This window comes from Providencia alcalifaciens (assembly GCF_020271745.1).
In the GTDB taxonomy this organism is placed as follows: Bacteria; Pseudomonadota; Gammaproteobacteria; order Enterobacterales; family Enterobacteriaceae; genus Providencia; species Providencia alcalifaciens_B.
In genome coordinates, this window is record NZ_CP084296.1 from 3,929,821 (window position 1) to 3,955,192 (window position 25,372).

General features: G+C 42.9%; 20 protein-coding genes. 4 read left to right on the top strand and 16 right to left on the bottom strand.

Annotated elements, in window-relative coordinates; genetic code table 11:
* Positions 1-29: 29 nt before the first annotated feature.
* On the bottom strand, positions 30-1,355 hold the full coding sequence (locus tag LDO51_RS18240) for an isochorismate synthase (protein WP_225575691.1): 1,326 nt from the start codon (positions 1,353-1,355) through the stop codon (positions 30-32).
* A gap of 718 nt (positions 1,356-2,073) precedes the next feature.
* Between LDO51_RS18240 and LDO51_RS18245 the strand changes: the two genes are divergently transcribed.
* Complete coding sequence (locus tag LDO51_RS18245) at positions 2,074-3,285, top strand: alpha-xenorhabdolysin family binary toxin subunit A (RefSeq protein ID WP_225575692.1); 1,212 nt, start codon at positions 2,074-2,076, stop codon at positions 3,283-3,285.
* 11 nt (positions 3,286-3,296) lie between these two features.
* Complete coding sequence (locus LDO51_RS18250; RefSeq protein ID WP_225575693.1) at positions 3,297-4,307, top strand: alpha-xenorhabdolysin family binary toxin subunit B; 1,011 nt, start codon at positions 3,297-3,299, stop codon at positions 4,305-4,307.
* 115 nt (positions 4,308-4,422) lie between these two features.
* Here the strand turns inward: LDO51_RS18250 and nuoN are convergent, their stop codons facing one another.
* From nuoN to LDO51_RS18320, 14 genes are all read right to left on the bottom strand, one after another.
* A complete protein-coding gene (gene nuoN / locus LDO51_RS18255; protein ID WP_225575694.1) occupies positions 4,423-5,934 on the bottom strand; it encodes an NADH-quinone oxidoreductase subunit NuoN in 1,512 nt (503 codons plus the stop codon).
* Between the two features lie 9 nt (positions 5,935-5,943).
* A complete protein-coding gene (nuoM, locus tag LDO51_RS18260) occupies positions 5,944-7,467 on the bottom strand; it encodes an NADH-quinone oxidoreductase subunit M (RefSeq protein WP_225575695.1) in 1,524 nt (507 codons plus the stop codon).
* Positions 7,468-7,486: 19 nt separating this feature from the next.
* Complete coding sequence (nuoL, locus tag LDO51_RS18265) at positions 7,487-9,328, bottom strand: NADH-quinone oxidoreductase subunit L (protein ID WP_224057947.1); 1,842 nt, start codon at positions 9,326-9,328, stop codon at positions 7,487-7,489.
* Positions 9,325-9,627: an NADH-quinone oxidoreductase subunit NuoK gene (gene nuoK / locus LDO51_RS18270; protein WP_006660292.1), complete on the bottom strand. Its 303-nt coding sequence runs from the start codon at positions 9,625-9,627 to the stop codon at positions 9,325-9,327. Before nuoK ends, nuoL begins: the two co-directional genes overlap by 4 nt.
* Positions 9,624-10,169 carry an NADH-quinone oxidoreductase subunit J gene (nuoJ, locus tag LDO51_RS18275; protein ID WP_036952750.1) on the bottom strand — a complete coding sequence of 182 codons (546 nt, stop codon included), beginning with the start codon at positions 10,167-10,169 and terminating at the stop codon, positions 9,624-9,626. The genes nuoK and nuoJ overlap by 4 nt, the downstream gene beginning before the upstream one ends.
* Before the next feature lie 12 nt (positions 10,170-10,181).
* Positions 10,182-10,724 (bottom strand): NADH-quinone oxidoreductase subunit NuoI, encoded by a 543-nt coding sequence (nuoI, locus tag LDO51_RS18280; RefSeq protein ID WP_004259834.1) that lies wholly within the window; start codon positions 10,722-10,724, stop codon positions 10,182-10,184.
* A 14-nt stretch (positions 10,725-10,738) separates the two neighbouring features.
* Positions 10,739-11,716 carry an NADH-quinone oxidoreductase subunit NuoH gene (gene nuoH, locus LDO51_RS18285; protein ID WP_036952747.1) on the bottom strand — a complete coding sequence of 326 codons (978 nt, stop codon included), beginning with the start codon at positions 11,714-11,716 and terminating at the stop codon, positions 10,739-10,741.
* Positions 11,716-14,448 (bottom strand): NADH-quinone oxidoreductase subunit NuoG, encoded by a 2,733-nt coding sequence (gene nuoG / locus LDO51_RS18290; RefSeq protein WP_225575696.1) that lies wholly within the window; start codon positions 14,446-14,448, stop codon positions 11,716-11,718. Before nuoG ends, nuoH begins: the two co-directional genes overlap by 1 nt.
* Positions 14,449-14,536: 88 nt before the next feature.
* Positions 14,537-15,898, bottom strand: a complete 1,362-nt coding sequence (gene nuoF, locus LDO51_RS18295) for an NADH-quinone oxidoreductase subunit NuoF (protein ID WP_036952742.1) — start codon at positions 15,896-15,898, stop codon at positions 14,537-14,539.
* Complete coding sequence (gene nuoE / locus LDO51_RS18300; RefSeq protein ID WP_225575697.1) at positions 15,895-16,467, bottom strand: NADH-quinone oxidoreductase subunit NuoE; 573 nt, start codon at positions 16,465-16,467, stop codon at positions 15,895-15,897. Before nuoE ends, nuoF begins: the two co-directional genes overlap by 4 nt.
* A gap of 2 nt (positions 16,468-16,469) precedes the next feature.
* Positions 16,470-18,272, bottom strand: a complete 1,803-nt coding sequence (gene nuoC, locus LDO51_RS18305; protein WP_181477305.1) for an NADH-quinone oxidoreductase subunit C/D — start codon at positions 18,270-18,272, stop codon at positions 16,470-16,472.
* A 74-nt stretch (positions 18,273-18,346) separates the two neighbouring features.
* On the bottom strand, positions 18,347-19,021 hold the full coding sequence (locus LDO51_RS18310; RefSeq protein WP_004912254.1) for a NuoB/complex I 20 kDa subunit family protein: 675 nt from the start codon (positions 19,019-19,021) through the stop codon (positions 18,347-18,349).
* Between the two features lie 18 nt (positions 19,022-19,039).
* Entirely contained in the window at positions 19,040-19,483 is a 444-nt protein-coding gene (locus LDO51_RS18315; protein WP_224057952.1) for an NADH-quinone oxidoreductase subunit A, read from the bottom strand.
* A 981-nt stretch (positions 19,484-20,464) separates the two neighbouring features.
* Positions 20,465-21,373: a LysR family transcriptional regulator gene (locus LDO51_RS18320; protein WP_225575698.1), complete on the bottom strand. Its 909-nt coding sequence runs from the start codon at positions 21,371-21,373 to the stop codon at positions 20,465-20,467.
* An 808-nt stretch (positions 21,374-22,181) separates the two neighbouring features.
* On the opposite strand from LDO51_RS18320, the gene LDO51_RS18325 reads away from it, so the two are divergent.
* Both LDO51_RS18325 and yfbR read left to right on the top strand, forming a co-directional pair.
* The gene (locus tag LDO51_RS18325) at positions 22,182-23,396 is read left to right on the top strand and encodes a pyridoxal phosphate-dependent aminotransferase (protein ID WP_225575699.1); all 1,215 of its coding nucleotides are present in this window, start codon (positions 22,182-22,184) and stop codon (positions 23,394-23,396) included.
* A 777-nt stretch (positions 23,397-24,173) separates the two neighbouring features.
* Positions 24,174-24,755, top strand: a complete 582-nt coding sequence (gene yfbR, locus LDO51_RS18330; RefSeq protein WP_225575700.1) for a 5'-deoxynucleotidase — start codon at positions 24,174-24,176, stop codon at positions 24,753-24,755.
* A 99-nt stretch (positions 24,756-24,854) separates the two neighbouring features.
* On the opposite strand, the gene LDO51_RS18335 is transcribed toward yfbR, so the two are convergent.
* Positions 24,855-25,274 carry a hypothetical protein gene (locus LDO51_RS18335; protein ID WP_225575701.1) on the bottom strand — a complete coding sequence of 140 codons (420 nt, stop codon included), beginning with the start codon at positions 25,272-25,274 and terminating at the stop codon, positions 24,855-24,857.
* Positions 25,275-25,372 lie beyond the last annotated feature (98 nt).

Consider the following 25,372-nt stretch of genomic DNA (forward strand, 5'->3'; position numbering starts at 1 on the left):
TTTAGCTATAGGGTTTTAGGCTATTTTTTTCATTGTGCTTTAAGTAAAGATTTTAGCCCTGCCGCTTTGTTTTCAATTTCTTCCCACTCTTGTTCGGGATCTGAACCACTCACAATCCCTGCGCCTGAATAGAGTGAGATTTGGGCACCATTAATTTGAGCACAACGCAACGAAACCGCAAATTCACTGCGATTTAAACTGATAAAACCGCCTGTTCCGGCGTACCAGCCACGAGAAAATGGCTCGTGCTCGGCAAGGAATTCACGGGCAACGCGACGGGGTAAACCACATACCGCTGCCGTCGGTTGTAAACGCTGCAAACAATCGCTGTCTGAAGGCGCTAATAGCGTCGCTGAAATGGAGCGATATAAGTGTTGGATTTTTCTCAGGCGGATTACCTTCGCAGGTGAAACATCAATACCGGTTACTGCACCTTGTAATTGCTGACAAATATCATCAACCACCACTAAATTTTCATGCTGGTTTTTACTATCTTCCATCAACCATTTAGCATTTTCAGCCGCTATCTCATCATCAATATGGTTAGCAACCGTGCCAGCTAATGCCTCAGAGTTAAGTTGCGTTCCTTGGCGCAAGTAAAGACGCTCGGGTGTCGAAGACATAAAACCAGAATGCGCACTAAACGCCATCATAAAATGATAGCAATGGTGATTCACTTTTTGGCTATCGGATAGAAACTCTGCCACCGTTATGGGTTGGGATAGCAACAATTTGGTTTCTCGTGCCATCACCACCTTTTCCATTTTGCCTTCGCGCATATCTTGAATTGCTCCAGTGAGTAACACACACCACTCATCATGATCGGGAATATGCTGCTGCCCAATGATTTGAGTTGATAATGGTGATACACCTTTCGATGCCGAATTTAGCTGCTGTATAAATGCAATAGCAGCTTGGAGATCCTGCGCACCATCAATGTTTAGAGCAACAGTCACCGTTGAGCGCAAGCGGAAGATTTCTAATCGAGGTAGAAAATAGAATGTGGATTCTCGCTTAAGGGTTTCACTGATACCTTCACCCACCCCATTCCACCCATTGAGCCCCCATAACCGCATATCGGGAATGTCAGTATGCTCGGAGATAAATTGCTCAGCATCTGTGATCGTATTAAATGATTTTACTGTGCCTAAAGCACTGCATTCTTCTGAACCATTACGATGATACCAATAGAACTGAGGGTAGTTATCTTGGGACGATAACCACGCTAATCCCGGAAACGCCTCTTTTGCGTCCATCTTCCACGCTAAGCGGGTATATTCGTTAGGATTGAGTACTAATGTAGACAAATGGGTCAGAATTTCAGCTAATAATTTATCAATTTTTGTTTTTGTCACTTTAGATTCCCACTACACCATCACAACGACATCGATTTACTTATAATTATTATATATCGCAATGTAATTTATTAATACATTCATTATTAATAGCACAAGATGTTTAAAAAACCGTCAGATAAAAACCAAAAATGATAAGTTTATGACATGTGCACAATTTCAAAATCATGTCATATCAAGCTGTTAAATAAAACCTTAACCCTTCTTACTTTGCATAAACTGGCTATTAGGTTGCGAATTGAATATAAAATATTAATAATTCACCTTATAAACTATTTTTATTCTTTAGTTAATTCTAGATGTTTAACTCTAATTAAAATTAATTTCTTATCATTTAAAAATCATAATATTCACTTTAAGAACTCAGTGACGGTTCTATATCTAAGTTTTAGGATGGTAATTCATGTAATAAATAAATATTTAAAACTACAACCAATGAGTTATTTTTTAGCGCTGATTTTCATTTTTTAATATCAACGTAAGCCCTGCGTTTCGAGTAGGTTATGGGTTATAAATTTGAACGTGATAAGCCTCTTGTTTATGACTATTAAAAACTTATAACGATAAAAATTTCACAGTAACTAAAACTTCATCATCATTAGAACCTTATAACTATTAAAGACGAAACATAGATCGATACATTAATCATCAAAGTAATAAGATAATTAGCTCTCTAACTTTATCATTCCATCTTCATTTAATTAATTGGAAATCCAGAATGAATACTCAGTTTAACTATGACAGAATTATTGAAAAGGAAAATATTGGGGATGCAACATTAGCATTATTAACCAATCAAGACTCCTTATCCGCAAGATCAGCAGGTATATTCACCCTTGAAGATTTAATTAATATTCACCGACACGTCCAGTTTGCTTTAACCCTTCCCATCAAAGAAATTGATATTTTAAAATGGTTTGGTATTAATGACGATAATGATTCATTACTGCCTGCTAATGAATTAACTGAGACTATCCTGAGTATTCGTAAACACGCCAACACCTGGGATAATGTTGAAATTAAAGTCAAAGAGCAATCCATCGATTTGTCTTTAACCAGTCGCAACATCATACAAACTGGCGATCAAATTCTTGAATATATTAATCACATGCCGATTATTCAAAAAATCTCAGACAGCTTAGAAGATTTATCTGAAAGTGATTTAAATCAGATCACCTACCAAAATGACGACCAACAAATTGCTACTGAACTTTTAAGTATTTTGCATTTAATTAAAGGAGATATAAAACAGCAATCGATTAAAACTATTCAAATTAAAAACACAGTCTCAGATTTTCGTGCTCATATTACTGGTGGATATCTTTCAGACTATACCCATGTAGATTCATTACTCTTCACAACAAAAGGACTATATCAACAATTAGAATCTAACGAGGATCTCAGCAATAACGAATCATTCTTGAAAGAGCTTATCGCCTTTAAGAAAAACGAACTACACCAATTAGAGCAGGAATATAGCCACTTTGTTAAGCTTTCCTTTACAGGGCTTACGGGAGGCATTATTGGCTTAGTGATTACAGGTAGTATTTTTGGTGTAAAAGCAGAAAACATCCGTGATAGAAAAAATAAATTAATTAGAGAAATCGAAGAAATAAACCATAAATTACATCAAGAACAGCTACTACAGAAAACTATCTTTGACATTCAAATTAATTTACAAAAAATTGAAGGTTTATTTAAAGATGCTCGTCTCGCTATTGACCACTTAGATTATATGTGGCTCGTGATCCTCACAGAGATTAAACAATCTATTGATATATTTGCAAGGATAAACAATGCAGAAAAACTGATCCGGTTTATCACGCAATTCAAACGTATCATCACATCTTGGATTTCTATTCAAGATTATTCAGTTCATTTGATTAGGCTATTTGATGAGCTACAAATCAATGAAAAAAACTCACAATAAAAGGCGTTAATATGCATGATAACCTCGACTTACCTATGTTACCTTCCATTGATATCTACCAATTAAGGTGCATTTCAAATAGCATTAGCTCTTTTAATAAAAACATTCTTAATTATGATTATATCATCTATGGTCGAATTCAAAAAATTGCGATTAAGATTGAAAGGCTCAATGAACTGATTAGAAACTCCGTTCCCATTCTAAAAATTAAATTAAATTATATTATTAGAAATGATGATTATGCATTACTCTCATATGAAAGTAATGATAATAATCCATCAGATATTCGCCGTAAAATTGCGACTACAGGTTTTATTGATGATTTAATAGATGTCAAATTTGAACTTGAAAAGCTTATTTCAAAAACACGCTATACACTAGAGTCATTATTAGTTTTCCATTTAAATGAGCCTAACAAACTGAAACATTCACAATATACTAAACAAAAAGAGTTTCTCGTGAACTCTAAAAACAGTAAGCAATCCAAGGTTAATGAATTAAATAACAATCTCTCAGTGATCCTCGCTGCGGAAGATATTATATTAAAACATAAAATTACAGATTTCTTTGATCGATATTTTCAAGGGAAAGAGCTTATCGACTCTATTGATATTCAACCTAATAAAAAAGACATTCTGAAATCGGCTATTAGTTATATTCGTAATTTATTAACGATGGTGGATGATGGGCTCGAATTTAGTCAACTTGTTGATGTGAGAATCTATATTAGTGACCAAATTATTGAGGCGCGAGAAGAAATAAATACGATAGACAATAATATATTTCGACTCTCGCAGCTCATGAGCTATGCCAATGATATCAATCAAATAGAAACCCACAAACAGACCATTATTACTCAAGCTAGCGCTTTAAAGTCTTATTGGGAATCTTGGTGTGGTTTTATGAGTGAGAAAGTCTCCGAGGAGTGTTTGAATTTCAATCAAATTAAAACCGTTAGTCAAATGCTAATGACCTATCTCAACGATATTGAGTATCAATATCAACGACAATTGCCAGATTAAAAAAAGCCCCGTTACTGTTAAGTAGCGGGGCTTTTTATCGGAACTGACTTATTTCCAGAAAACTAATTGTTGACTAAAACCAAGTTGTTTACTGAAAACCCGTTATTTACCGAACTTAGCTAACTGCTGGCAATGTTGATGTTGCAATATCAATAATCGGTTGTGGCCACAGACCAAACACGATGACGGCTATCGCACACAGCGCTGCAAACACAGTTCCCAACGTCATTTTTTCTGGGCCAGTATAACGGTCTGCATGCTCTGCATCACGGCTATATAAGCTCGCCATAAAGCGCAAGTAGTAGAATAATCCAAGTGCACTACCTACCACCACAGCCCCTGTTAGCCACCACAATTGTGCATAAACGGCCGAAAGGATGGCATAGAACTTACCGATGAACCCAAGCGTAATTGGAATACCCGCTAGAGATAACATCATGACCGTCATCACCATCGCCAATACAGGCTTGTGCCAGAATAAGCCACGGAATGCACTGAAGTCATCTTGGTCATCACCACGGTATGGGCTTGAAATCACGCTAACCACACCAAACGCCCCCAAGCTCGCTAACAAGTAGCTCACCAGGTAGATAGCAATGGTAACTTGTGCCAATTGCGCATCAACACGCATTGCCACTAACGTGACCAGTAAGTAACCCATGTGGGCAATAGATGAGTAACCAAGCAGACGCTTAGCGCTCTTCTGAGTCAATGCCAGTAAGTTACCAAACAAGATTGACGCAACCGCAATCACACCAACAACCGCTAATAACGTATCTGTTTGCGCGATGCCATCAACATGGGTAATCGGTGCTTCTAAGAAAATACGAACCAACACAGCAAAAATAGCGATTTTACTGCCAGTTGCTAAGAAAGCAGCAACGGGTGCAGGCGCACCTTGATAAACATCTGGCGTCCATAATTGGAATGGGAACAATGATAATTTAAAGCCGAAGCCTACAATCATCATGCCTAAACCAACTAAAATCAGAGGTGCGTGAATGCTGCTATGCGCTAAGCTTTGGCCCACTACGCTGAAACTTAAGCTGCCTGACTCTGCGTATAGTAAAGCGATACCGAACAGCAGGAATGAAGATGCTGCTGCGGATAACACCATATACTTGATACCCGCTTCCAAAGTACGGCTACGTTCAAAGGTATAAGCAACCAGACCAAATAGTGGAATAGAGATCAATTCAATACCGATGAACATCGACGCCATATGGTTCGACATTCCCAGCAGAACGCCACCCGTGACCGCAATGCTCAATAAGAGGTAAAACTCTTCTTTGTTATCATTAAAGCCTTCTAGCCAATGATAAGCAAAAATAGCGGTACCCATGCCTGCGATCAGAACCAGTCCTGAGTAGAACAGTGCAAAACCATCCACTAGCAGCAATGAAGTCACTGCTCTTGGCAGTAATGCTTCCTCACCCACTGGTGTAGGGATGGCATAGCCGTTAACCCAAATCAGTGAAACAAATGTCAGGAGAAAACCAACCACCGTGATTGCGGCGCTGGTTAAATGATCTCGCCGCCACGCAATTGACAGCATCACAATCACTGCGGTTAATCCAGCGAGGATCAACGGCAGCATTGCTAACAATTCTAAAGGTGTTATTGTCATGGCGAATTACTACCCTTGTGTTGAAAGTGAAGCAGAATACAGGTTATGCAGTGTTTCCATCGAGCCCGCAGACGTATCTAAGATAGGTTGTGGGTAGAAACCAATGATAACCAATAAAGCCGCCAGAACCAGTAAAACACCAAACTCACGAGCCGTTAGCCCTTTCAATTCAGTTTCTGATTTCGGCGTTCCGTAGTAAGTCTGCTGCATCATCCATAGTGCATAGATAGAGGCAAACACCACACCAAACACCATAATGCAGGTCACTAATGTGAATTGGCTGAAGCTACCGAAGAAGATCATGAATTCGCCGATAAAGTTACCTGTGCCCGGCATACCTAAGGTTGCTGCGGCAAAGAACAGGGATAAACCCGGTAACCATTTGATGCGTTTCCATAATCCACCCATCATACGCATATCACGGGTCTGAGTACGTTCGTACAGCTGACCACTGATAATAATCAGTGCCGCACCCGACAGACCGTTGGTGATCATTTGCACCACAGCACCTTGATAGGCCAGTGTCGATGCTGCGTAGATAGCCACAGTCACAAAGCCCATGTGGGATAAGCTACTGTACGCCGCTAAACGTTTAATATCCGTCTGTTTGAATGCTAACCATGCACCGTAGAAGATACTGATCACACCCAGCGTCATTGCCACTGGTGTAAATTGCAGTGAAGCCTCAGGGAACAGTGGCAGTACAAAACGTAATAAGCCGTATGCGGCTGTTTTCAACATGATACCGGAGATATCCACAGAACCCGCCGTTGGCGATTGTTCTTGGGTATCTGCCATCCACCCATGGAATGGCACTAATGGCATTTTTACTGCGAAAGCAATAAAGAAGCCCAGCATCAGCAAGAAGCTCGCCGTACCTGACAACGCACTTTCCGTACCCAGTAACGCGTTATAGTCGAATGTCAGCTCATTGAACGCAATCCAGTGAAGGATAACCAAGCCGATAATCGCCACCAGCATGATCAAACCGCTGACTTGCGTATAGATAAAGAATTTGGTCGCAGCCTTAACATGCTGACGGTTACCTGACCCTTTGTGCCCCCAGTTCGCAATCAGGAAGTACATCGGGATCAACATCATCTCCCAGAAGAAGAAGAATAAGAACAGGTCAACCGCGGTGAAAATCCCCATCACACCTGCAATAATCCATAGCAGGTTAAAGTGATAAGCACCTTGGTTCTCTTGCTGTTCGCTCCACGAACTGAGGATAGAAAACGCGCCCATGATGGCGGTTAACACCACCATCAACAGCGATAATCCATCAACCGCTAACGAGAAATTGATACCTAGCGCAGGGATCCATTCCGTTGAGTATGTGCTTTGCCACTCTGGAATACCTTGCGGGTTAACCAGCGAATAATTCCCTTGCGCCCAAAATAGTACCGCAAGGATAAGCGTGATTCCCATTGTCCCCAGCGCAACCCAACGAGGTGCACGGTGACTGAATCGGTCAGCCTGCCAGCTTAGCAGGGCACCGATAAAGGGAATAAGTATTAGCCAATATAATTGCATGGCGCAATGTGTCCCTTAATTAAACCAAAAGCAGCAGAGCAAGAATCAGCACTGCACCCAGCCCCAGAGAGGCAACATACCAACGGATCTGACCGTTTTCACTCACTGCTAGCCCTTTGTTTGCCCAACGTGAAAGATGTGCAGGGATATTCATCAGTGAGTTAATCGGATCGCTTTCGAGTAACCATGCAATCCCTTTGAAAGGTTTTACAAAAATTACATCATACAACCAGTCGAAGCCCCATGCGTGGTACCACCACGTAGAGAAGAAACGACCAATTGCTGTTTTCGCAATCGCATCAACGATAGAACGTCTAAACAGATAGAGGAACGTTGCAATCAACAGACCTGCGATAGCAAAACCACCCGAGATAGCTTCGATAAACAGTTTACCGTCTTCAGCTTCCATTGGTTTTGCAGGGAATACGCCCTCTAATGGCTGATGGATCATCGCCCCCACAAAGGTCGCGAGGATTGCCAAAATAGCCAGTGGTACAGTGTGAGTGATGCCTTTAACTTTATGCGCTTTGATTTTTGCTTCACCGTGGAAGACGATGAAAATCATACGGAAGGTGTAAATTGCGGTCATTAATGCACCGATGATACCCGCCCATAACAGCACAGTTTGCCCATCCACTTTCGCGCCCCACAAGATGGCATCTTTACTGTAGAAACCAGAAGTAAACAGAGGCAACGCGGCCAATGCACTACCACCGATTAACATCACAATATAAACGAATGGAATTTGCTTACGCAGGCCACCCATTTTGAAGATGTTTTGCTCGTGATGACACGCGATGATCACCGAACCTGCGGACAGGAACAGTAACGCTTTGAAGAAGGCGTGCGTCATTAAGTGGAAAATTGCCGCATCCCATGCTTGTACGCCCAGAGCCAAGAACATGTAACCAATCTGGCTCATGGTCGAGTAAGCAAGAACACGTTTGATATCCGTTTGAACCAGTGCTGCGAAACCTGCAAACAGCAATGTTACCGCACCCACAACACCCACTAAATGCAGAATGTCTGGTGTTAACAGGAATAATCCATGAGTACGTGCAATTAAGTACACACCCGCAGTCACCATGGTTGCGGCGTGGATCAGTGCGGAAACTGGCGTTGGACCCGCCATCGCATCGGCTAACCATGTTTGTAATGGTAGCTGAGCTGATTTACCGACCGCACCACCTAATAACATCAGCGTTGCCCAGTTCAGCATCGATAAGCCTTCCGGAGACAACTGAGTCGCACGTTGTGCCATTTCGCTGAAGTTTAAGGTGCCCAATTCGTTGTACAGGATAAACATGCCGATAGCCAAGAACACGTCACCAATACGGGTCACGAAGAAGGCTTTCATTGCCGCTTTACCGTTATCTGGGTTGGTATAATAGAAACCAATTAACAGATAACTGCACAGCCCTACCCCTTCCCAACCGAGATACATTAGCATCATGTTATCGGCCAGCACTAATACCACCATGCTCGCGATAAACAGGTTAGTGTAAGTGAAGAAACGTGAGTAACCTTCCTCGCCGCGCATATACCAAGAGGCATACACATGAATAAGGAAGCCCACACCCGTTACCACACCTAACATGGTCAGAGAAAGACCATCAAGAGATAGGCTAAATGGGATAGTAAAATTACCCACAGACATCCAAGTCCATAACATTTGTGGATAAACATACCCAGCTTCATGAGTTAAAAACTCAGAGCCTGCATAAAATGCAACTAGAGCGGCCAGACCCACTGAGCCTGCACCGATAATCGCGGATACATTTTCTGACCAACGACCGCGGGAAAATGCGAGAAGCACAGACCCTAACAGCGGGAACAGAATCGTTAAATAGAGTAAGTTCATTCGCGCATCTCACTGACTTTATCAATGTTCAGGTTTTGACGATGACGATGGAGTTGCAGTAACAACGCCAATCCAATACTCGCCTCCGCTGCCGCCAGAGTGATTGCCAGAATATACATAATCTGACCATCTGGTTGCCCCCAAAAACTGCCCGCGACCACAAAGGCTAATGCCGTTGCGTTCACCATGATTTCCAGTCCGATCAGCATGAAAAGCAGGTTGCGGCGAATAACAAGACAACTCAGTCCCATTACAAAGATAATTGCCGCTAAAATCAGACCATGTTGAAGAGGTATCATTGTTTCTCCCCCGCATTACGGCTGTTGCTGACAAGATCAGCGCTGTTTTCTGAACGGTCACGACCCACGTGGAAGGCAACAACCAGACCCGCGAGTAATAATAATGATGCTAGCTCAACGGCTAAGACGTAAGGACCAAACAAGCTGATACCCACTTCTTTCGCTGTGATAATCACACCTTCCGTTTTTTCTTGGTGAGAAAGACTGGTGATCCCATACACTAAAATACCCAGTAAAACGGCAGATAGCACTGCGGGACCAATCCACGTTTTCGGTGTTAACCAAGCGCGCTCTTGTTCTTGTACTGAGCGACCTAAGTTCAACATCATCACCACGAAAACAAACAGAACCATAATGGCGCCAGCGTAAACGATAATCTCTAATGCTCCGGCAAAATATGCACCGAGCGAGAAGAACACCATTGACAGTGCCAACAGAGAAACCACCAGATACAGTAGCGCATGCACTGGATTGGTATTAGTAATCACCCTCAAAGTTGCTAGAACAGCAACTAGACCGGCGATATAAAATGTAAATTCCATGAATATCGCTCCTTACGGCAACAGGTCTTTGACGTTGATAGGTTTCGCTTCGTTATCCGCTTCGCCTTTATCTTTACCTGCGATCGCCATACCTGATTTACGGTAAAAGTTATAATCAGGATATTTACCCGGCCCTGAAATTAACAGGTCGTTTTTCTCATAAACCAGATCCTGACGACGCCAATCTGCCATTTCGAAGTCTGGCGTCAATTGGATTGCCGTGGTTGGGCAAGCCTCTTCACACAGACCACAGAAAATGCAGCGAGAGAAGTTCACGCGGAAAAATTCGGGATACCAGCGTCCATCTTCGTGCTCCGCTTTTTGCAGTGAGATACATCCCACTGGGCAAGCAACCGCACATAAGTTACACGCAACACAACGCTCTTCACCGTCAGGATCGCGCGTTAGCACGATGCGTCCACGGTAACGGGGTGGCAGATAAACCGGCTCTTCTGGGTACATTTGCGTTTCCCGTTTATCGAACGCGTGTAGACCCACCATCCAAATACTGCGTACTTGGGTGGCGAAACCGACCAATAACTCTTTTAATGTCATGGTTCAATCACCCCTTACTGAGCGTTGTATAAAATCACTGCTGCGGTACCCAGCAGGTTAAGCAGTGTCAGTGGCAGACAAATTTTCCAGCCGAAGGACATTACTTGGTCATAACGTGGGCGCGGTAATGAAGCACGGATCAAGATAAACATCATCATGAAGAAGGCTGTTTTAATCGCAAACCACAGGAAAGCAGGCAGGAACGGACCATGCCAACCACCAAAGAACAGCGTCACAATCAGCGCGGACACAGTCACGATACCGATATATTCACCCACGAAGAACAGACCGAATTTCATACCGGAATATTCCACATGGTAACCGTCGGCAATCTCTTGTTCCGCTTCTGGCTGGTCAAATGGGTGACGGTGACAGACCGCGACACCCGCAATCGCAAACGTGATAAAACCAAAGAATTGTGGGATCACGTTCCACATACCTTCTTGGGAATTCACGATGTCGATTAAGTTGAATGAGCCCGCTTGCGCGACCACACCCATCAGTGACAAGCCTAAGAACACTTCATAACTCACCGTTTGAGCCGATGCACGCATCGCACCTAATAAGGAGTATTTGTTGTTACTTGACCAACCGGCGAACAGTACCGCGTACACCGCGAGACCCGCCATCATCAGGAAGAATAAGATCCCGATGTTCAAGTCAGCAACGTGCCAAGTCGGGCTGACTGGCACAATAGCAAACGCTAAGAACAGAGAACAAAATGCGATAACCGGCGCAAGCGTAAAGATTTTCTTGTCCGCGAACTCTGGGATCCAGTCCTCTTTAAACAGCATTTTGAACATGTCGGCAATCAGTTGTCCCATTCCAAATGGACCCACACGGTTAGGACCGTAACGGTTTTGGAATAGACCGAGAATACGGCGTTCGCCGAGACTCATGTATGCCCCACAGGTCACAACAACCAGCAAGATAACAACGGATTTAAGGATGGAAATCAGGACTTCCATCACCGCAGGAGAAATCCAATCCATCATGCGCCCCTCCGCAGATTATTCACTGACACGCCCGCCATCACAGGAGCAATTCCCGGCATCCCCAGAGGTAAACCGATTTGACCTACAGCAAGGTGCTGACTAATGCGCACTGGCAGATTAAAGGTTTGACCTGCATGACTAAACTCAGCGTTCACGCCTGCATTCAGACCCAGCGCCGCCGCATCTTGCGCATTCAACATGATATAAGGCTCAGGCATACGCTGCTGGATCACATCAGAACGTTGTGACGTTTCATCACTACCAAACAGATGATAGTAAGGTGCCACAACCCACTGTGCTTCACCGCCTTGGTAAGCCGCAGGAACCTCAGTAAAGTACGCCAATTTGCTTTCTTTCGAATTGAATAAACGCACCCCCGGATCACCAAACAGTAAGTGTCCGCCCACCTCGGCTTGGAATTTGTTCCATGCTTGTGGTGAGTTCCAGCCCGGCGCCCATGCAAATGGAATTTGCTGACGTGGTGCTTTCGGTTGGTTATTCCCTTCCATTGAGAACGCAAATGGTGAATCGATATCTTGCGGTTGACGCGGTTCATGAACCGATTTGTCCGCCAGCATTGCCGTACGACCGCTGTAACGATGCGGTTCACGCGCCAGTTTTTGTCCACGAATACGGAAAGAGGCTTTCGGTGCTGTATCTCTAATACCCGCAAATTGTGGCAGTGCAGCCACACACTCTTCAATAACGTGGTCTAATTGCGACCAATCTGCATCACGTTGCTGCGCTTCAGTTTGCAGTGAATGCATCCAGCGCCAGCTTTCGTTCATCACGATGCTGTTATCGTAGTAGGTTGGGTCAAAGACTTGGAAGAAACGTTGAGCACGACCTTCTTGGTTGATAAGCGTACCGTCTGCTTCAGCAAAACTTGCCGCTGGCAGGACTAATGTCGCTTTATCCATGATGTCCGTGTGCTGGTGGTCTGCCACGATCAGGTGCTTCAATTTCGCTAATGCGCTATTGACGGCATCCACGGTGCTATGACGGTAAAGGTCATTTTCCATCACGATAGCCACATCCGCTTCGTTAGCTTCAATGCGTGAGAACGCATTTTCTAATGGCAAGGCGTTCATCATCGCAAGACCAAAGCTGTTGGCATGAGATGCTACATAAGACAGACCAACGTTTGCACCCTTCGCTTTCAGCGCAAATGCCACGTTAGCTGCGGCTTCGATCATCGCATCGCTAGCACTATGACTACCGCTGATAATCAGTGGTTTTTTCGCACCCGCTAAAGCTTGAGCCACGGTTTCTACTTTCGCTTTCACATCAGCCGGTAAATCATTCACTGCCGGTGCGTCACCGTTGATCAGGTTAGCAATCGCGAAACCGAAACGCGCTTGATCTGCCACTGGCGCACGGTAATTGTACGCTGCAACATCATCTAAACGCGTGTCATCCACGTTAGTGATAAACAGTGGATACTTGGCGTGTTGACCAATGTTTTGAATCGCTGCGATTTGCCAGTCAGCCACTTTCTGTGCTGCTGCCATTTCACGGGCTTTACCTTTCACCGCTTGGCGAACAGACAGTGCCATACGTGCGCCCGTCTGAGTCAAATCTTCACCCAGAACTAACACCGCATCATAGCCTTCAATTTCACGCAATGTTGGGGTGTAAACACCGCCGTTTTGCAGGATGTTTTGCATCAGCGCTAAGCGACGTTGTTCATCCTTAGAAATACCGGAGTAGAAGTTTTCCGCGCCCACTAAAGCACGCAGTGCATAGTTGCTTTCAACGCTCGCACGTGGAGAACCGATACCAATCACTTTCTTCGCTTGATTGATGATCTGTGCACCGCTTTGCATTGCTTCAATCGCCGAAACCACCTGCTGTACGCCATCTTTGGTTAACAGCGCTTGGCGAGGACGGTCTTTGCGGTTCACATAACCATAACCAAAGCGACCACGGTCACACAGGAAGTAGTGGTTTACAGAACCGTTATAGCGGTTTTCAATACGGCGCAGTTCACCATAACGCTCACCAGGGCTGGTGTTACAACCGATGCTGCACTGTTGGCAGATACCCGGTGCAAATTGCATATCCCATTTACGGTTATAGCGTTCTGAGTGCGTTTTGTCGGTGAATACCCCTGTTGGGCACACTTCGACGAGGTTACCAGAAAATTCACTTTCCAGTGTGCCGTCTTCAGTACGACCAAAGTAGACATAGTTATGCGCGCCATACACACCTAAGTCGGTGCCATCGGCATAATCTTTGTAGTAACGAACGCAACGGTAACACGCGATACAACGGTTCATTTCATGACTAATGAATGGACCGAGATCTTGGTTTACGTGAGTGCGTTTTGTAAAACGATACTTACGCATGGTATGACCGGTCATCACCGTCATATCTTGTAAGTGACAGTTACCGCCTTCCTCACAGACTGGGCAGTCGTGGGGGTGGTTGGTCATCAGCCATTCAACAACACTTTCACGGAATTGTTTGGCTTCTTCATCATCGATTGAGATGTAAGTGCCTTCCGTTGCCGGTGTCATACAAGACATCACGAGGCGACCACGAGTGTCATCTGCGTTTTGATACTGCTTCACCGCACACTGGCGGCAAGCGCCAACGCTTCCCAGCGCCGGATGCCAGCAAAAATAAGGAATATCTAGCCCCAACGATAAGCAGGCTTGTAACAGGTTTTCAGACCCGTTTACGTCATATTCTTTGCCGTCTACATATATCGTAGCCATAGTCAGCATGCTTCCCAAAGGCCCGCTTTAGCAGGCGTTAAACATAAATACGTTCTTCGTCAAAAATTCGTTTAGCGGTTGCTCAATCGCTAAATGCTTACCAACGCTGCTTGAGCAGGTTTGGCTGGATCCCGGCAATCTGCACGATGTTACGCAGATCTTTTTTCGAGATACCCGCTTCGAACTCTCCACGGAAATATTTGATGGCGCTTTGTAATGGCTCAACCGCACCCGGTGCGTGTGCACAGAAGGTTTTGCCTGGTCCTAAGAAACGGCAAAGTTGTTCAAGAGTTTCGATATCCCCTTCTTGACCTTCGCCTTTTTCCAGTGCCTGTAGAATTTTTACGCTCCACGGCAGACCATCACGGCACGGTGTACACCAACCACAGGATTCACGCGCGAAAAAGGTTTCTAAGTTACGCACTAAAGAAACCATGTTGATTTCGTTATCTACCGCCATCGCCAGCGCTGTACCTAAACGGCTACCTGCTTTCGCGATATTTTCGAAATCCATCGGTAAATCGAGGTGATCGTTGGTCAGGAAGTCAGTTCCTGCGCCACCCGGTTGCCATGCTTTGAGTTTTAATCCATCACGCATACCGCCCGCGTAGTCTTCTAAGACTTCACGCGCCGTTGTACCAAATGGCAGTTCCCACAGACCCGGATTTTTCACGCGTCCAGAGAAGCCCATCAGCTTAGTGCCCGCGTCTTTACTCTTGCCGGCGCTTAAATCGATATACCACTGGTCACCGTGTTCTAAAATTGCAGGCACGTTACAGATGGTTTCAACGTTATTAACGCAGGTCGGTTTACCCCATGCACCTGAACTTGCAGGGAATGGTGGCTTAGAGCGTGGGTTTGCACGACGGCCTTCGAGGGAGTTAATCAGTGCGGTTTCTTCACCGCAGATATAACGACCAGCCCCGGTATGCACAAATAGCTCAAAATCAAAACCCGAACCGAGAATGTTTTTACCTAAGAGGCCCGCTGCTTTGGCTTCTTCGATGGCGCGACGTAAATGTTTAGCCGCTTCAACATATTCACCACGTAAGAAGATATAACCACGGTAGGCTTTTAATGCATAAGCACCGATAATCATCCCTTCCACTAATAAGTGTGGCAGTTGTTCCATCAATAAACGGTCTTTATAAGTGCCCGGCTCCATTTCATCCGCATTACATAAGAAGTAACGCAGTTTCATGTTTTCGTCTTTCGGCATTAAGCTCCATTTCAGACCCGTCGAGAACCCTGCACCACCACGACCTTTCAGTCCGGCGTCTTTGACAAGGTTAACCACTTCATCAGGAGCCATGCCTTTGAGGGCACGTTCGACACCTTTGTATCCGTTTTTACTGCGATACTCATCTAACCAGACTGGCTGCGCGTCATCGCGTAGGCGCCAAGTTAATGGATGCGTTTCCGCAGTACGGATCACAGGGTTTGCGGAGAAGTTTGTCATGGATACTGCTCCAGTAGCTTTTGAATATTTTCAGGCTGCACATGACTGTGGGTATCGTCATCGATCATCATCGTTGGACCCTTGTCACAGTTACCTAAGCAACAGGTTGGCAGCAGCGTAAAGCGACCATCAGCGGTGGTTTGACCTGGGCGAATACTCAGCTGTTTAATAATTTCAGCTTCTAAGCCTTGGTAGCCCGTAATATGGCAAACAACACTGTCGCAATAACGAATAATGTGGCGACCCACTGGTTGACGGAAAATTTGGCTATAGAATGTTGCCACGCCTTCTACGTCACTCGCAGGAATGCCTAAAACTTCTGCGATAGCGTGAATTGCGCCATCTTCGACCCAGCCACGATTTTTTTGCACAATTTTCAGCGCTTCAATTGACGCCGCGCGTGCATCTTCGTAGTGGTGTTTTTCCCCTTCAATTTCCGCTCGCTCATGTTCGGTTAAAACAAAACCGTGATTAGCTTGCGGTTCGAAGGTATTCACTACGTCAGACTGGCTGTTACAGCCACATTGGCCGGTGCCACATTGACCTTGTTTATCTTGTTCATTATGCATGGTTAGCGATCCACATCCGACATTACAAAATCGATACTACCCAGATAGACAATTAAGTCAGAAACCAAGCTACCTCTGATTGTCGCCGGAATTTGCTGCAAGTGCGCATAACTCGGGGTACGAATACGTGTACGGTAGCTCATGGTGCTGCCGTCACTGGTTAAGTAGTAGCTGTTGATCCCTTTGGTTGCTTCAACCATCTGGAATGATTCGTTAGCTGGCATAACCGGACCCCAAGACACTTGTAAGAAGTGGTTGATCAGGGTTTCGATATGCTGCAATGTGCGCTCTTTCGGCGGCGGCGTTGTCAGTGGATGGTCAGCTTTAAATGGACCTTCAGGCATATTCTTCAGACATTGCTCAAGAATACGGATACTTTGACGCATCTCTTCCACTTTGATCATTACGCGGTCATAGCAGTCACCGTTATGGGCGATTGGAATGTCAAATTCAAAGTTTTCATAACCTGAATAAGGACGTGCTTTACGTACGTCAAAGTCCACACCCGTTGCACGTAAGCCAGCACCCGTCACGCCCCACGCTAATGCCTCTTCCTTGGTGTAAGATGCCACACCAATAGAACGACCTTTCAAAATGGAGTTTTTCAGCGCGGAAGTCACATAGGATTCTAGACGTTTTGGTAACCAATCTAATAATTCACGCAGTAATTTATCCCAGCCACGCGGTAAATCGTGAGCAACCCCACCGATGCGGAACCAAGCTGGATGCATACGGAAACCGGTGATCGCTTCAATCACGTTGTACACTTTTTGTCTATCAGTGAACGCAAAGAACACTGGCGTCATTGCACCAACGTCTTGGATATAGGTACTGATATACAGCAGGTGGCTGTTGATACGGAACAGTTCAGACATCATGACACGGATAGTTTTTACGCGATCCGGTACTTCGATACCTGCCAGTTTTTCAACGGCAAGAATATACGGCATTTCATTCACACAACCGCCGAGATATTCGATACGGTCGGTATAAGGAATGTAGCTATGCCATGACTGACGCTCACCCATTTTTTCTGCACCACGGTGGTGGTAGCCGATATCGGGAACGCAGTTAACAATCTCTTCACCATCCAATTGCAGCACGATACGGAATGCACCGTGAGAAGATGGATGGTTTGGACCCAAGTTCAGGAACATGAAATCTTCGTTTTCATTTCCGCGATCTAAGCCCCACTCTTCTGGTTTGAAAGTCAATGCTTCCATTTCCAGATCTTGCTTTTGCTTAGTCAGAACAAATGGGTCAAATTCAGTGGCGCGCGCAGGATAATCTTTGCGCAGCGGGTGACCTTCCCAGCTTGGAGACATCAGCAGGCGACGTAAATTCGGGTGACCTTGGAAGGTGATCCCGAACATGTCCCACACTTCACGCTCATACCAGTTGGCATTTGGGAATAAAGAAACCACCGATGGCACGTTTAAGTCTTTCTCGTTAAGAGCCACTTTCAACATGATGTCGCGGTTTCGGTCAATGGAAATGATATGGTAGAACACACTAAAGTCTGCTTCTGGCAGACCTTGGCGATGAATACGCTGGCGTTCATCGACTCCGTGTAAGTCGAACAACATCACATAAGGTTTAGGTAGCTTCTGTAAGAAATCTACAATTTCCAGTAATTGTTCACGGCGTACCCAAACCACTGGCATGCCAGTGCGGGTTGCTTGAACTGAAAAGGCATCCGGGCCAAATTGGTTGCGCAGTTCCAGAAGCACAGGATCATTAATATGATCTTGTGTCTGCCATTCTGGCTGATTATGACTCGCTTGCGCTATCTGATCTGTCATCATTCTTCACCATAACGCTTGATCAGGTTTATTATTTCGCAACAACATTGCTCTGTTACGCTGTATGGCTAAAAGCCTTAAATTTCGTCAGGAGTACGCAGGTTGGTTACTGCAATACGTTCACCGTGTTTTCTTTCTCTTTCTGACTGCATATTCGCACGATAAACACCCTGATCACCGACAACCCATGAAAGTGGGCGACGTTCTTTGCCGATGGATTCTTGTAACAGAAGGAGAGCCTGCATGTAGGCTTCAGGGCGTGGTGGGCAGCCTGGAATGTACACATCCACGGGAATAAATTTGTCGACGCCTTGAACAACAGAGTAGATGTCATACATCCCACCTGAGTTCGCACATGACCCCATGGAGATAACCCATTTTGGTTCAAGCATTTGGTCATAAAGGCGCTGAATGACGGGAGCCATTTTGGTAAAACAAGTTCCCGCAACTACCATAAAGTCGGCTTGACGAGGAGAAGCACGCAGTACTTCCGCACCAAAGCGGGCTACGTCATGAACAGCCGTGAACGACGTCACCATTTCTACATAGCAACATGAAAGACCGAAGTTGTATGGCCACAGGGAGTTTTTACGTCCCCAGTTCACCACATCATGAAGTGCATGGGATAATTTCCCCATATACACACTGTTTTCAACTTGCTGCTCAAGGGGATCGGTAACGATTTCTTGAGTTTGCAGTGGGTAACGGTCGTTCTCACCGTTCGGATCTATGCGGGTGAGCGTATAATCCATTGTATAATGCCTCGCTTTTTACTGCGGATGACGATTGCTGATTTTAATAACTTCACTAGGACCTTTAACTGCGCGACGTGAACGGATTGGAGTCCAATCGAGTGCACCAACGCGGATCAGATAAAATAATCCCGCCAACAATACCAAGATAAAAATAGCGGCTTCGATGAAACCGACCCATCCCGCTTCGCGGATGGCGACAGACCATGCAAATAAGAACATAGCCTCCACATCGAAGATCACGAAAAACATCGCGACCAAGTAGAACTTGGCTGACATACGAAGACGAGCACTACCGACAGAGTCAATACCTGACTCGTAGGGAACGTGTTTTGTTCTGGCTTTGGCGCGGCTACCTAAGAAGTGACCTGCGGTCAACATGAAAGCGCAAAGACCAATAGCGCCGAGAAAGAATATAGCAAAGCCCCAGTTATGGGCTAACTCTAGGATTGATGTAGACATACTCGTTGCTTACTCATTACTTATGATACGTAACTGCTCTTTTTTGTAACACGGCAGTGTTGCACCACAATTGCCCAGTTAATCGAGAAGAAAGACCAAAATTGACCTCAAAACTAAAAGATCCCCAAACTAAAATCAGCCTGACGACTGCCGTTTGGTTTGCCCTTCTCTCACTACATTTTATTTTGCTCAAATGAGACAAAATAACCGTATTTATTACAAATAATTCACACGCTAAAAACATCTGCTAAACAAAATCAACTCATAAACTGCTAAAACGTGTCAGTGTTACTATACACAAATAAACACGCCAAGTAGTCTAACTGATTATTCGCTTTTACTACACTATTATCTCAGGAAAAACCTGTCTTAACAGACGAAAAAATGTGCTTTTTATTTGATCCAACGCACAGATTTATTGAAAAAATACTCAATTTGTTTACATAACATCCGAATTTAATTTAAGAGGTAATAACGAATTTTTATTCATCATCCCCACTAAGCCTATGACTACTCTCAGCTATTTTATCAATTCAGCAAATAAATATTGTTAACAGCGTAACAAATCGTTAACTAACTAATGAATTTCATGTTATGCCATATTCATCACAATTATTTCATGCTCTTACGCGTAAATCCATACTTAATAAGTGGTTAATTCGTGTATTTTGTCACCTATTGAGCAGAAACATTGTTCACTATTTTGTCACCTTAACTTTAAGTGAAATATCGTACTGTCAAAATCCCTTTTCCCCCCTATTAACCACTTAATGAGTACGGCCTGTAAATTTCAGTTAAAAACAATTTGATAACAATATAAATGTGTAACGTAAAATAATGAGGGAGATTTTAAGGAAGGGTATCGATTGAAAAAACGGCTGAGCCAGAATTAACTGGCTCAGCCGGATAAGCCTATTTTGATTAACTTGACACTTATCTTTGATAAAAATCCTATTTTATCGATAAGGACAGATCTCTATCTTATTGAGCGCTACTCTCAACTTGTTCAGCAACGGAATAAGAGATTTTTTTGTTTTCAATCGCATTAAAGACAGTGAGCACAAAATCTTTTTGCTCATCTGCATTTTTATATAGCCAGTACTGAATATCCGGCAAGCGAGGTAAACCATCTGACTCGCCTAAAACACGCAGATCCGCATTTTGCATTTCCATTGGACGTGCAGTGACTCCAACTTCGGCATTCACTGCTGCACGAACAGCAGGTAATGATGCCGCTTCATAAGCCACATGCCATGGTAAGCCTGCTTCATCTAAAGCATGAGTACATAACTTACGGTATGGGTTAGTTTCATCCATTACCACCAATGGAATTGGCTCATTTGGGCGTAACTGAAAATCAGGTGCGCTGTGCCATAAAATAGGAACAGTTCTTAATGCTGTTTTTGGGTGCTGGGGAATACGACTTGTCGTTAATGCTAAATCAATTTCATGATTATCTAGCATTGACTCAATAAACTGAGCACGTTTAATTCTCACTTCTACCGCGATGCGTGGAAATACGGAGGCAATACGGTTTAGTAAGAAAGGTAATAAGATATCGACTGTATCGTCGGATGCCCCGATACGCAATTCACCATCTGCATCGTTATAAGTCAAAGATGCGGTGGCATCATCATTAGCGCGTAAAATCTGTCTCGCATAGCCGAGTAGTTGCAAACCATGGGCAGTTAACAGCTTATTACGCCCGTGACGTGCAAATAATTCACGACCAACTAATTGCTCTAAACGTTGCATCTGCTGACTAACAGCAGACTGGGTACGACATACTGCGGCAGCGGCAGCGGCAAAAGTGTTAAGATCAGCCACTGCGACAAATGTGCGTAGTAAATCGAGATCTAAGTTCATTATGGGACGATTGGAATTTATCATCGTACATTCTCTTTATATAATTTTATGATACCTGGTGTTTCTGCTCTCCTCCGTGAGAATCAGCGAGTCTTAAAAATAATCCAACTTTTGCATTTCTAATCCGTAGATCTGCATTTATTGTATTCAATACTCTATATTGCTATATCTATTTGATAATTAACTTAAACAGCTTAATTATCCAAATAGCGTTTTAAATTTCTATCAATTAACGCGAGGTTGATTAATGTAAAACTCAATAAGCACGAAATAATTGAAGAAGGCTAAATAGTAACATATTTAATGTAGTTGCAATTATTTTAATGTAAGCTCTTTATGTAACATATGATGTAAATTAACAATTTTATTAATTATCAACACACTAAACATTATAAGCACGGTTTCACTAAGAATATTCTCATTAAAATAATCAATATTGCTAACAAAAAAAGCCAAAAACCCCCTAAAAAGCCCCGACCAATGGTTAAATTTATTTCTAATTTAATGATTTAAGATGCAAACTTACAGAGTGATACAATTTTTGTCACTTTGTCATTACGCGACTTTTTCGCCATTTTTTTACGACTCATTCACTGACACACTCCAAAACCACGATGATTATCAGGATTAGATCCTGACTTAATAACGACAATTAGAATCATAAGCTAACTTACTCAATACTTTAAGATAGCATATATCTGATTTATGTCTAAACCAACCTTTTGCACCAAAATTATCTAACATCTTCAAAAGCTTCCGAGGGAGGAGTACAGTAGATAGTAACGCCGGAAGTCCCCTATGATTGCTAGCCCGTTAGGGTAATGAGAGAACCATGAATACGATAATGAAATCCAATAAGCTTGATAATGTTTGCTATGACATTCGCGGGCCAGTTTTAAAAGAAGCGAAACGCTTAGAAGAAGAAGGCAATAAAGTCCTAAAACTGAACATTGGTAACCCGGCACCGTTTGGCTTTGAAGCACCCGATGAGATCCTCGTTGATGTCCTACGCAATCTGCCAAGCTCGCAAGGTTACTGTGATTCTAAAGGCTTATATTCTGCGCGTAAGGCAATTGTTCAACACTACCAAGCTCGTGATATTCACGATATGACCGTTGAAGATGTCTATATTGGTAACGGTGTTTCTGAATTAATCGTTCAAGCAATGCAAGCGCTATTAAACAATGGCGATGAAATGCTGGTTCCAGCCCCTGACTATCCACTCTGGACAGCAGCTGTTTCGTTATCGGGCGGTAATGCTGTTCACTATATGTGTGATGAACAACAAGGCTGGATGCCGGATATTGACGATATCCGCAAGAAAATCAGCCCACGTACCCGCGGGATTGTCATCATCAACCCAAATAACCCAACAGGGGCGGTGTACAGCAAAGAACTATTAATGGAAATCGTCGAGATTGCTCGTCAACATAGTTTGATTATCTTTGCCGACGAAATCTACGATAAAATTCTGTATGACGATGCGCAGCATCACTCTATCGCAGCACTAGCACCTGACTTACTCACCGTCACATTTAACGGGTTATCAAAAACCTACCGTGTCGCAGGTTTCCGTCAAGGTTGGATGGCGTTAAACGGTCCGAAAAAGCATGCTAAAGGTTATATTGAAGGGTTAGAAATGCTGGCATCTATGCGCTTATGTGCTAACGTGCCAATGCAACATGCTATCCAAACAGCATTAGGCGGTTACCAAAGTATCAGCGAATTTATCCAACCAGGCGGTCGTTTATATGAGCAGCGTAATCGTGCATGGGAATTGATCAACCAAATTCCTGGTGTCTCTTGTGTTAAACCACAAGGCGCCCTGTATATGTTCCCGAAAATTGATATTAAACGCTTTAATATCCACGATGACCAAAAAATGATCCTTGATCTGCTCCTGCAAGAAAAAGTGCTATTAGTTCAGGGAACCGCATTTAACTGGCCACAGCCAGACCATTTCCGTATTGTTACTCTGCCTTATGCAGATGACTTAGAGATGGCAATCAATAAATTTGGTCGTTTCTTAGAAAACTATCACCAATAACCCGTTATGCTGCATGACCAATAAAAATAGCCCTATATGGGCTATTTTTATTGCTGAACACTGAACATCTAAATATGAGGCTCTTTATTGGATAATTAAATAATCGAAATGAAATAAACAGCAGCCAAGAAAAATAAAAGTAATATAATAGGAAAATATTTCATGTTATCCTCAATTTTATTTACAGCGGAAATTTATTTTTATTATAGTTAATTATAATTACAGATCAATCCTATAAATATAAATTCATCATCATCCAATTAAGATTAGTCGGAATTGGAATATTATTTTACTGTCCTTTAAACTGTCTTTATTCGACTGTTTTATATAACAGATAAATACTCAACTTTATTCATTTTCATTATTTTCGATGGAAAAAACTAAATGCTAGTGTAAACATCACTTGATATCCAATGCTCAATGTTCTGAAAACGTATCGTCCCCCTATGGCAAAGTAAATTCAGCAATTGCCTTTTCTAAACCTCGATAGATTGATCTCATGACGTTAAGTGTTTCACCTCAGACATTTTCTAATATCATCCAGTGTTCTGCTGGTTACCCAAGCGCCATATAGCCCCCTGACGGTGTAAGCAAAAAATTATTTTCTCCTGCACCATTGCAATAATGGGCAGTTGTCATTTTTATAAGCTATTAAAAATACTAATTTTAATGAACACCCCTTGGCTTTGCTTAAAAAACACTCACTAACATTAAATATGATTTACTGTAAAATTACAGTATGATTTTATGATGAAATTATTGTTATAAAGAGGAATTATGAGCTACTTTTTCGCCCACCTTGCTAGAATGAAACTCATTCATCGCTGGCCGTTAATGCGTAATGTACGCACTGAAAATGTTTCAGAGCACAGTCTACAAGTCGCGATGGTGGCACATGCACTCGCAATCATTAAAAACCGCAAATTTGGTGGCAATGTCAACGCCGAAAAAATTGCCCTATTTGCCATGTACCATGATGCCAGTGAAGTTATCACGGGTGATTTACCAACACCGATTAAATATCATAATCAGCAAATAGCCCATGAATACAAAAAAATAGAAAAATTTGCTCAACAAAAACTGCTTGATATGCTACCTGAAGAACTGCAAGAGGATTTTAAATCTTTGCTGGTGGAAGAACTTCAATCTGAGGAAGAACATTTTATTGTGAAACAGGCTGATACTCTATGCGCCTATTTGAAATGTTTAGAAGAGCTATCTGCTGGCAATAGTGAATTCAAGTTAGCCAAAAGACGTCTTGAAAAAATGCTAGCTGAGCGCAATAGCCTTGAAATGGAGTATTTTATGAAAACGTTTGTACCTAGTTTTACGCTTTCATTAGATGAAATTAGCAATTAATATATAAGTACTGGTATGTTATATCTACCTATATATTATCTTTGTTAATCTACCAATCTAAAAAAAGAAACTTAGACCTAAGCTCCTTTATAAAAGAGCTTAATCAATTTTTTCTAATTTTACACTACAACCTATCATTGTAGAGAATGCAATATAAAATGTTTTCGCATCCCCATTAACACCCAATATGGCAAAATCAGATTCATCAATCGGGATAGTGCAACGTAAAGGCTCTTTTGTTTCATAAATCGCCCCACTCTTCGTTACGAATTTTATTGACCAAATATTATATGAATTTATTTTATTTTGCTCAAATAATATGGTGAATATTTTTTTCAATTCAATTTCGTTTGGAGTGTCATATATTTCTTTTGAAGTTGACATTTTTTTAGTTACATCAACATAACCAGAGTCAAAGTGAGTTAACACAACATAAGATAAATCCTCCCCCCAATAATTTTCGAAATCACAATAACCGTAAACAAATTTCTCATCTCCCCCAGATTCATTTTTATTCATTCCCCCCTCCTATAATTGACATGCATTGAATTAAAGAGAGTATCAATAAAAAACTCACTGTTATAATATATTAAATATTATAACTTTATTATTTTTAA

Bases quoted from the DNA above. Each gene is read 5' to 3' on its own strand.
- LDO51_RS18245 (WP_225575692.1), top strand. From the start codon at position 2,074: ATGAATACTCAGTTTAACTATGACAGAATTATTGAAAAGGAAAATATT.
- LDO51_RS18250 (WP_225575693.1), top strand. From the start codon at position 3,297: ATGCATGATAACCTCGACTTACCTATGTTACCTTCCATTGATATCTAC.
- nuoN (WP_225575694.1), bottom strand. From the start codon at position 5,934: ATGACAATAACACCTTTAGAATTGTTAGCAATGCTGCCGTTGATCCTC.
- nuoM (WP_225575695.1), bottom strand. From the start codon at position 7,467: ATGCAATTATATTGGCTAATACTTATTCCCTTTATCGGTGCCCTGCTA.
- nuoL (WP_224057947.1), bottom strand. From the start codon at position 9,328: ATGAACTTACTCTATTTAACGATTCTGTTCCCGCTGTTAGGGTCTGTG.
- nuoK (WP_006660292.1), bottom strand. From the start codon at position 9,627: ATGATACCTCTTCAACATGGTCTGATTTTAGCGGCAATTATCTTTGTA.
- nuoJ (WP_036952750.1), bottom strand. From the start codon at position 10,169: ATGGAATTTACATTTTATATCGCCGGTCTAGTTGCTGTTCTAGCAACT.
- nuoI (WP_004259834.1), bottom strand. From the start codon at position 10,724: ATGACATTAAAAGAGTTATTGGTCGGTTTCGCCACCCAAGTACGCAGT.
- nuoH (WP_036952747.1), bottom strand. From the start codon at position 11,716: ATGGATTGGATTTCTCCTGCGGTGATGGAAGTCCTGATTTCCATCCTT.
- nuoG (WP_225575696.1), bottom strand. From the start codon at position 14,448: ATGCTGACTATGGCTACGATATATGTAGACGGCAAAGAATATGACGTA.
- nuoF (WP_036952742.1), bottom strand. From the start codon at position 15,898: ATGACAAACTTCTCCGCAAACCCTGTGATCCGTACTGCGGAAACGCAT.
- nuoE (WP_225575697.1), bottom strand. From the start codon at position 16,467: ATGCATAATGAACAAGATAAACAAGGTCAATGTGGCACCGGCCAATGT.
- nuoC (WP_181477305.1), bottom strand. From the start codon at position 18,272: ATGATGACAGATCAGATAGCGCAAGCGAGTCATAATCAGCCAGAATGG.
- LDO51_RS18310 (WP_004912254.1), bottom strand. From the start codon at position 19,021: ATGGATTATACGCTCACCCGCATAGATCCGAACGGTGAGAACGACCGT.
- LDO51_RS18315 (WP_224057952.1), bottom strand. From the start codon at position 19,483: ATGTCTACATCAATCCTAGAGTTAGCCCATAACTGGGGCTTTGCTATA.
- LDO51_RS18320 (WP_225575698.1), bottom strand. From the start codon at position 21,373: ATGATAAATTCCAATCGTCCCATAATGAACTTAGATCTCGATTTACTA.
- LDO51_RS18325 (WP_225575699.1), top strand. From the start codon at position 22,182: ATGAATACGATAATGAAATCCAATAAGCTTGATAATGTTTGCTATGAC.
- yfbR (WP_225575700.1), top strand. From the start codon at position 24,174: ATGAGCTACTTTTTCGCCCACCTTGCTAGAATGAAACTCATTCATCGC.
- LDO51_RS18335 (WP_225575701.1), bottom strand. From the start codon at position 25,274: ATGAATAAAAATGAATCTGGGGGAGATGAGAAATTTGTTTACGGTTAT.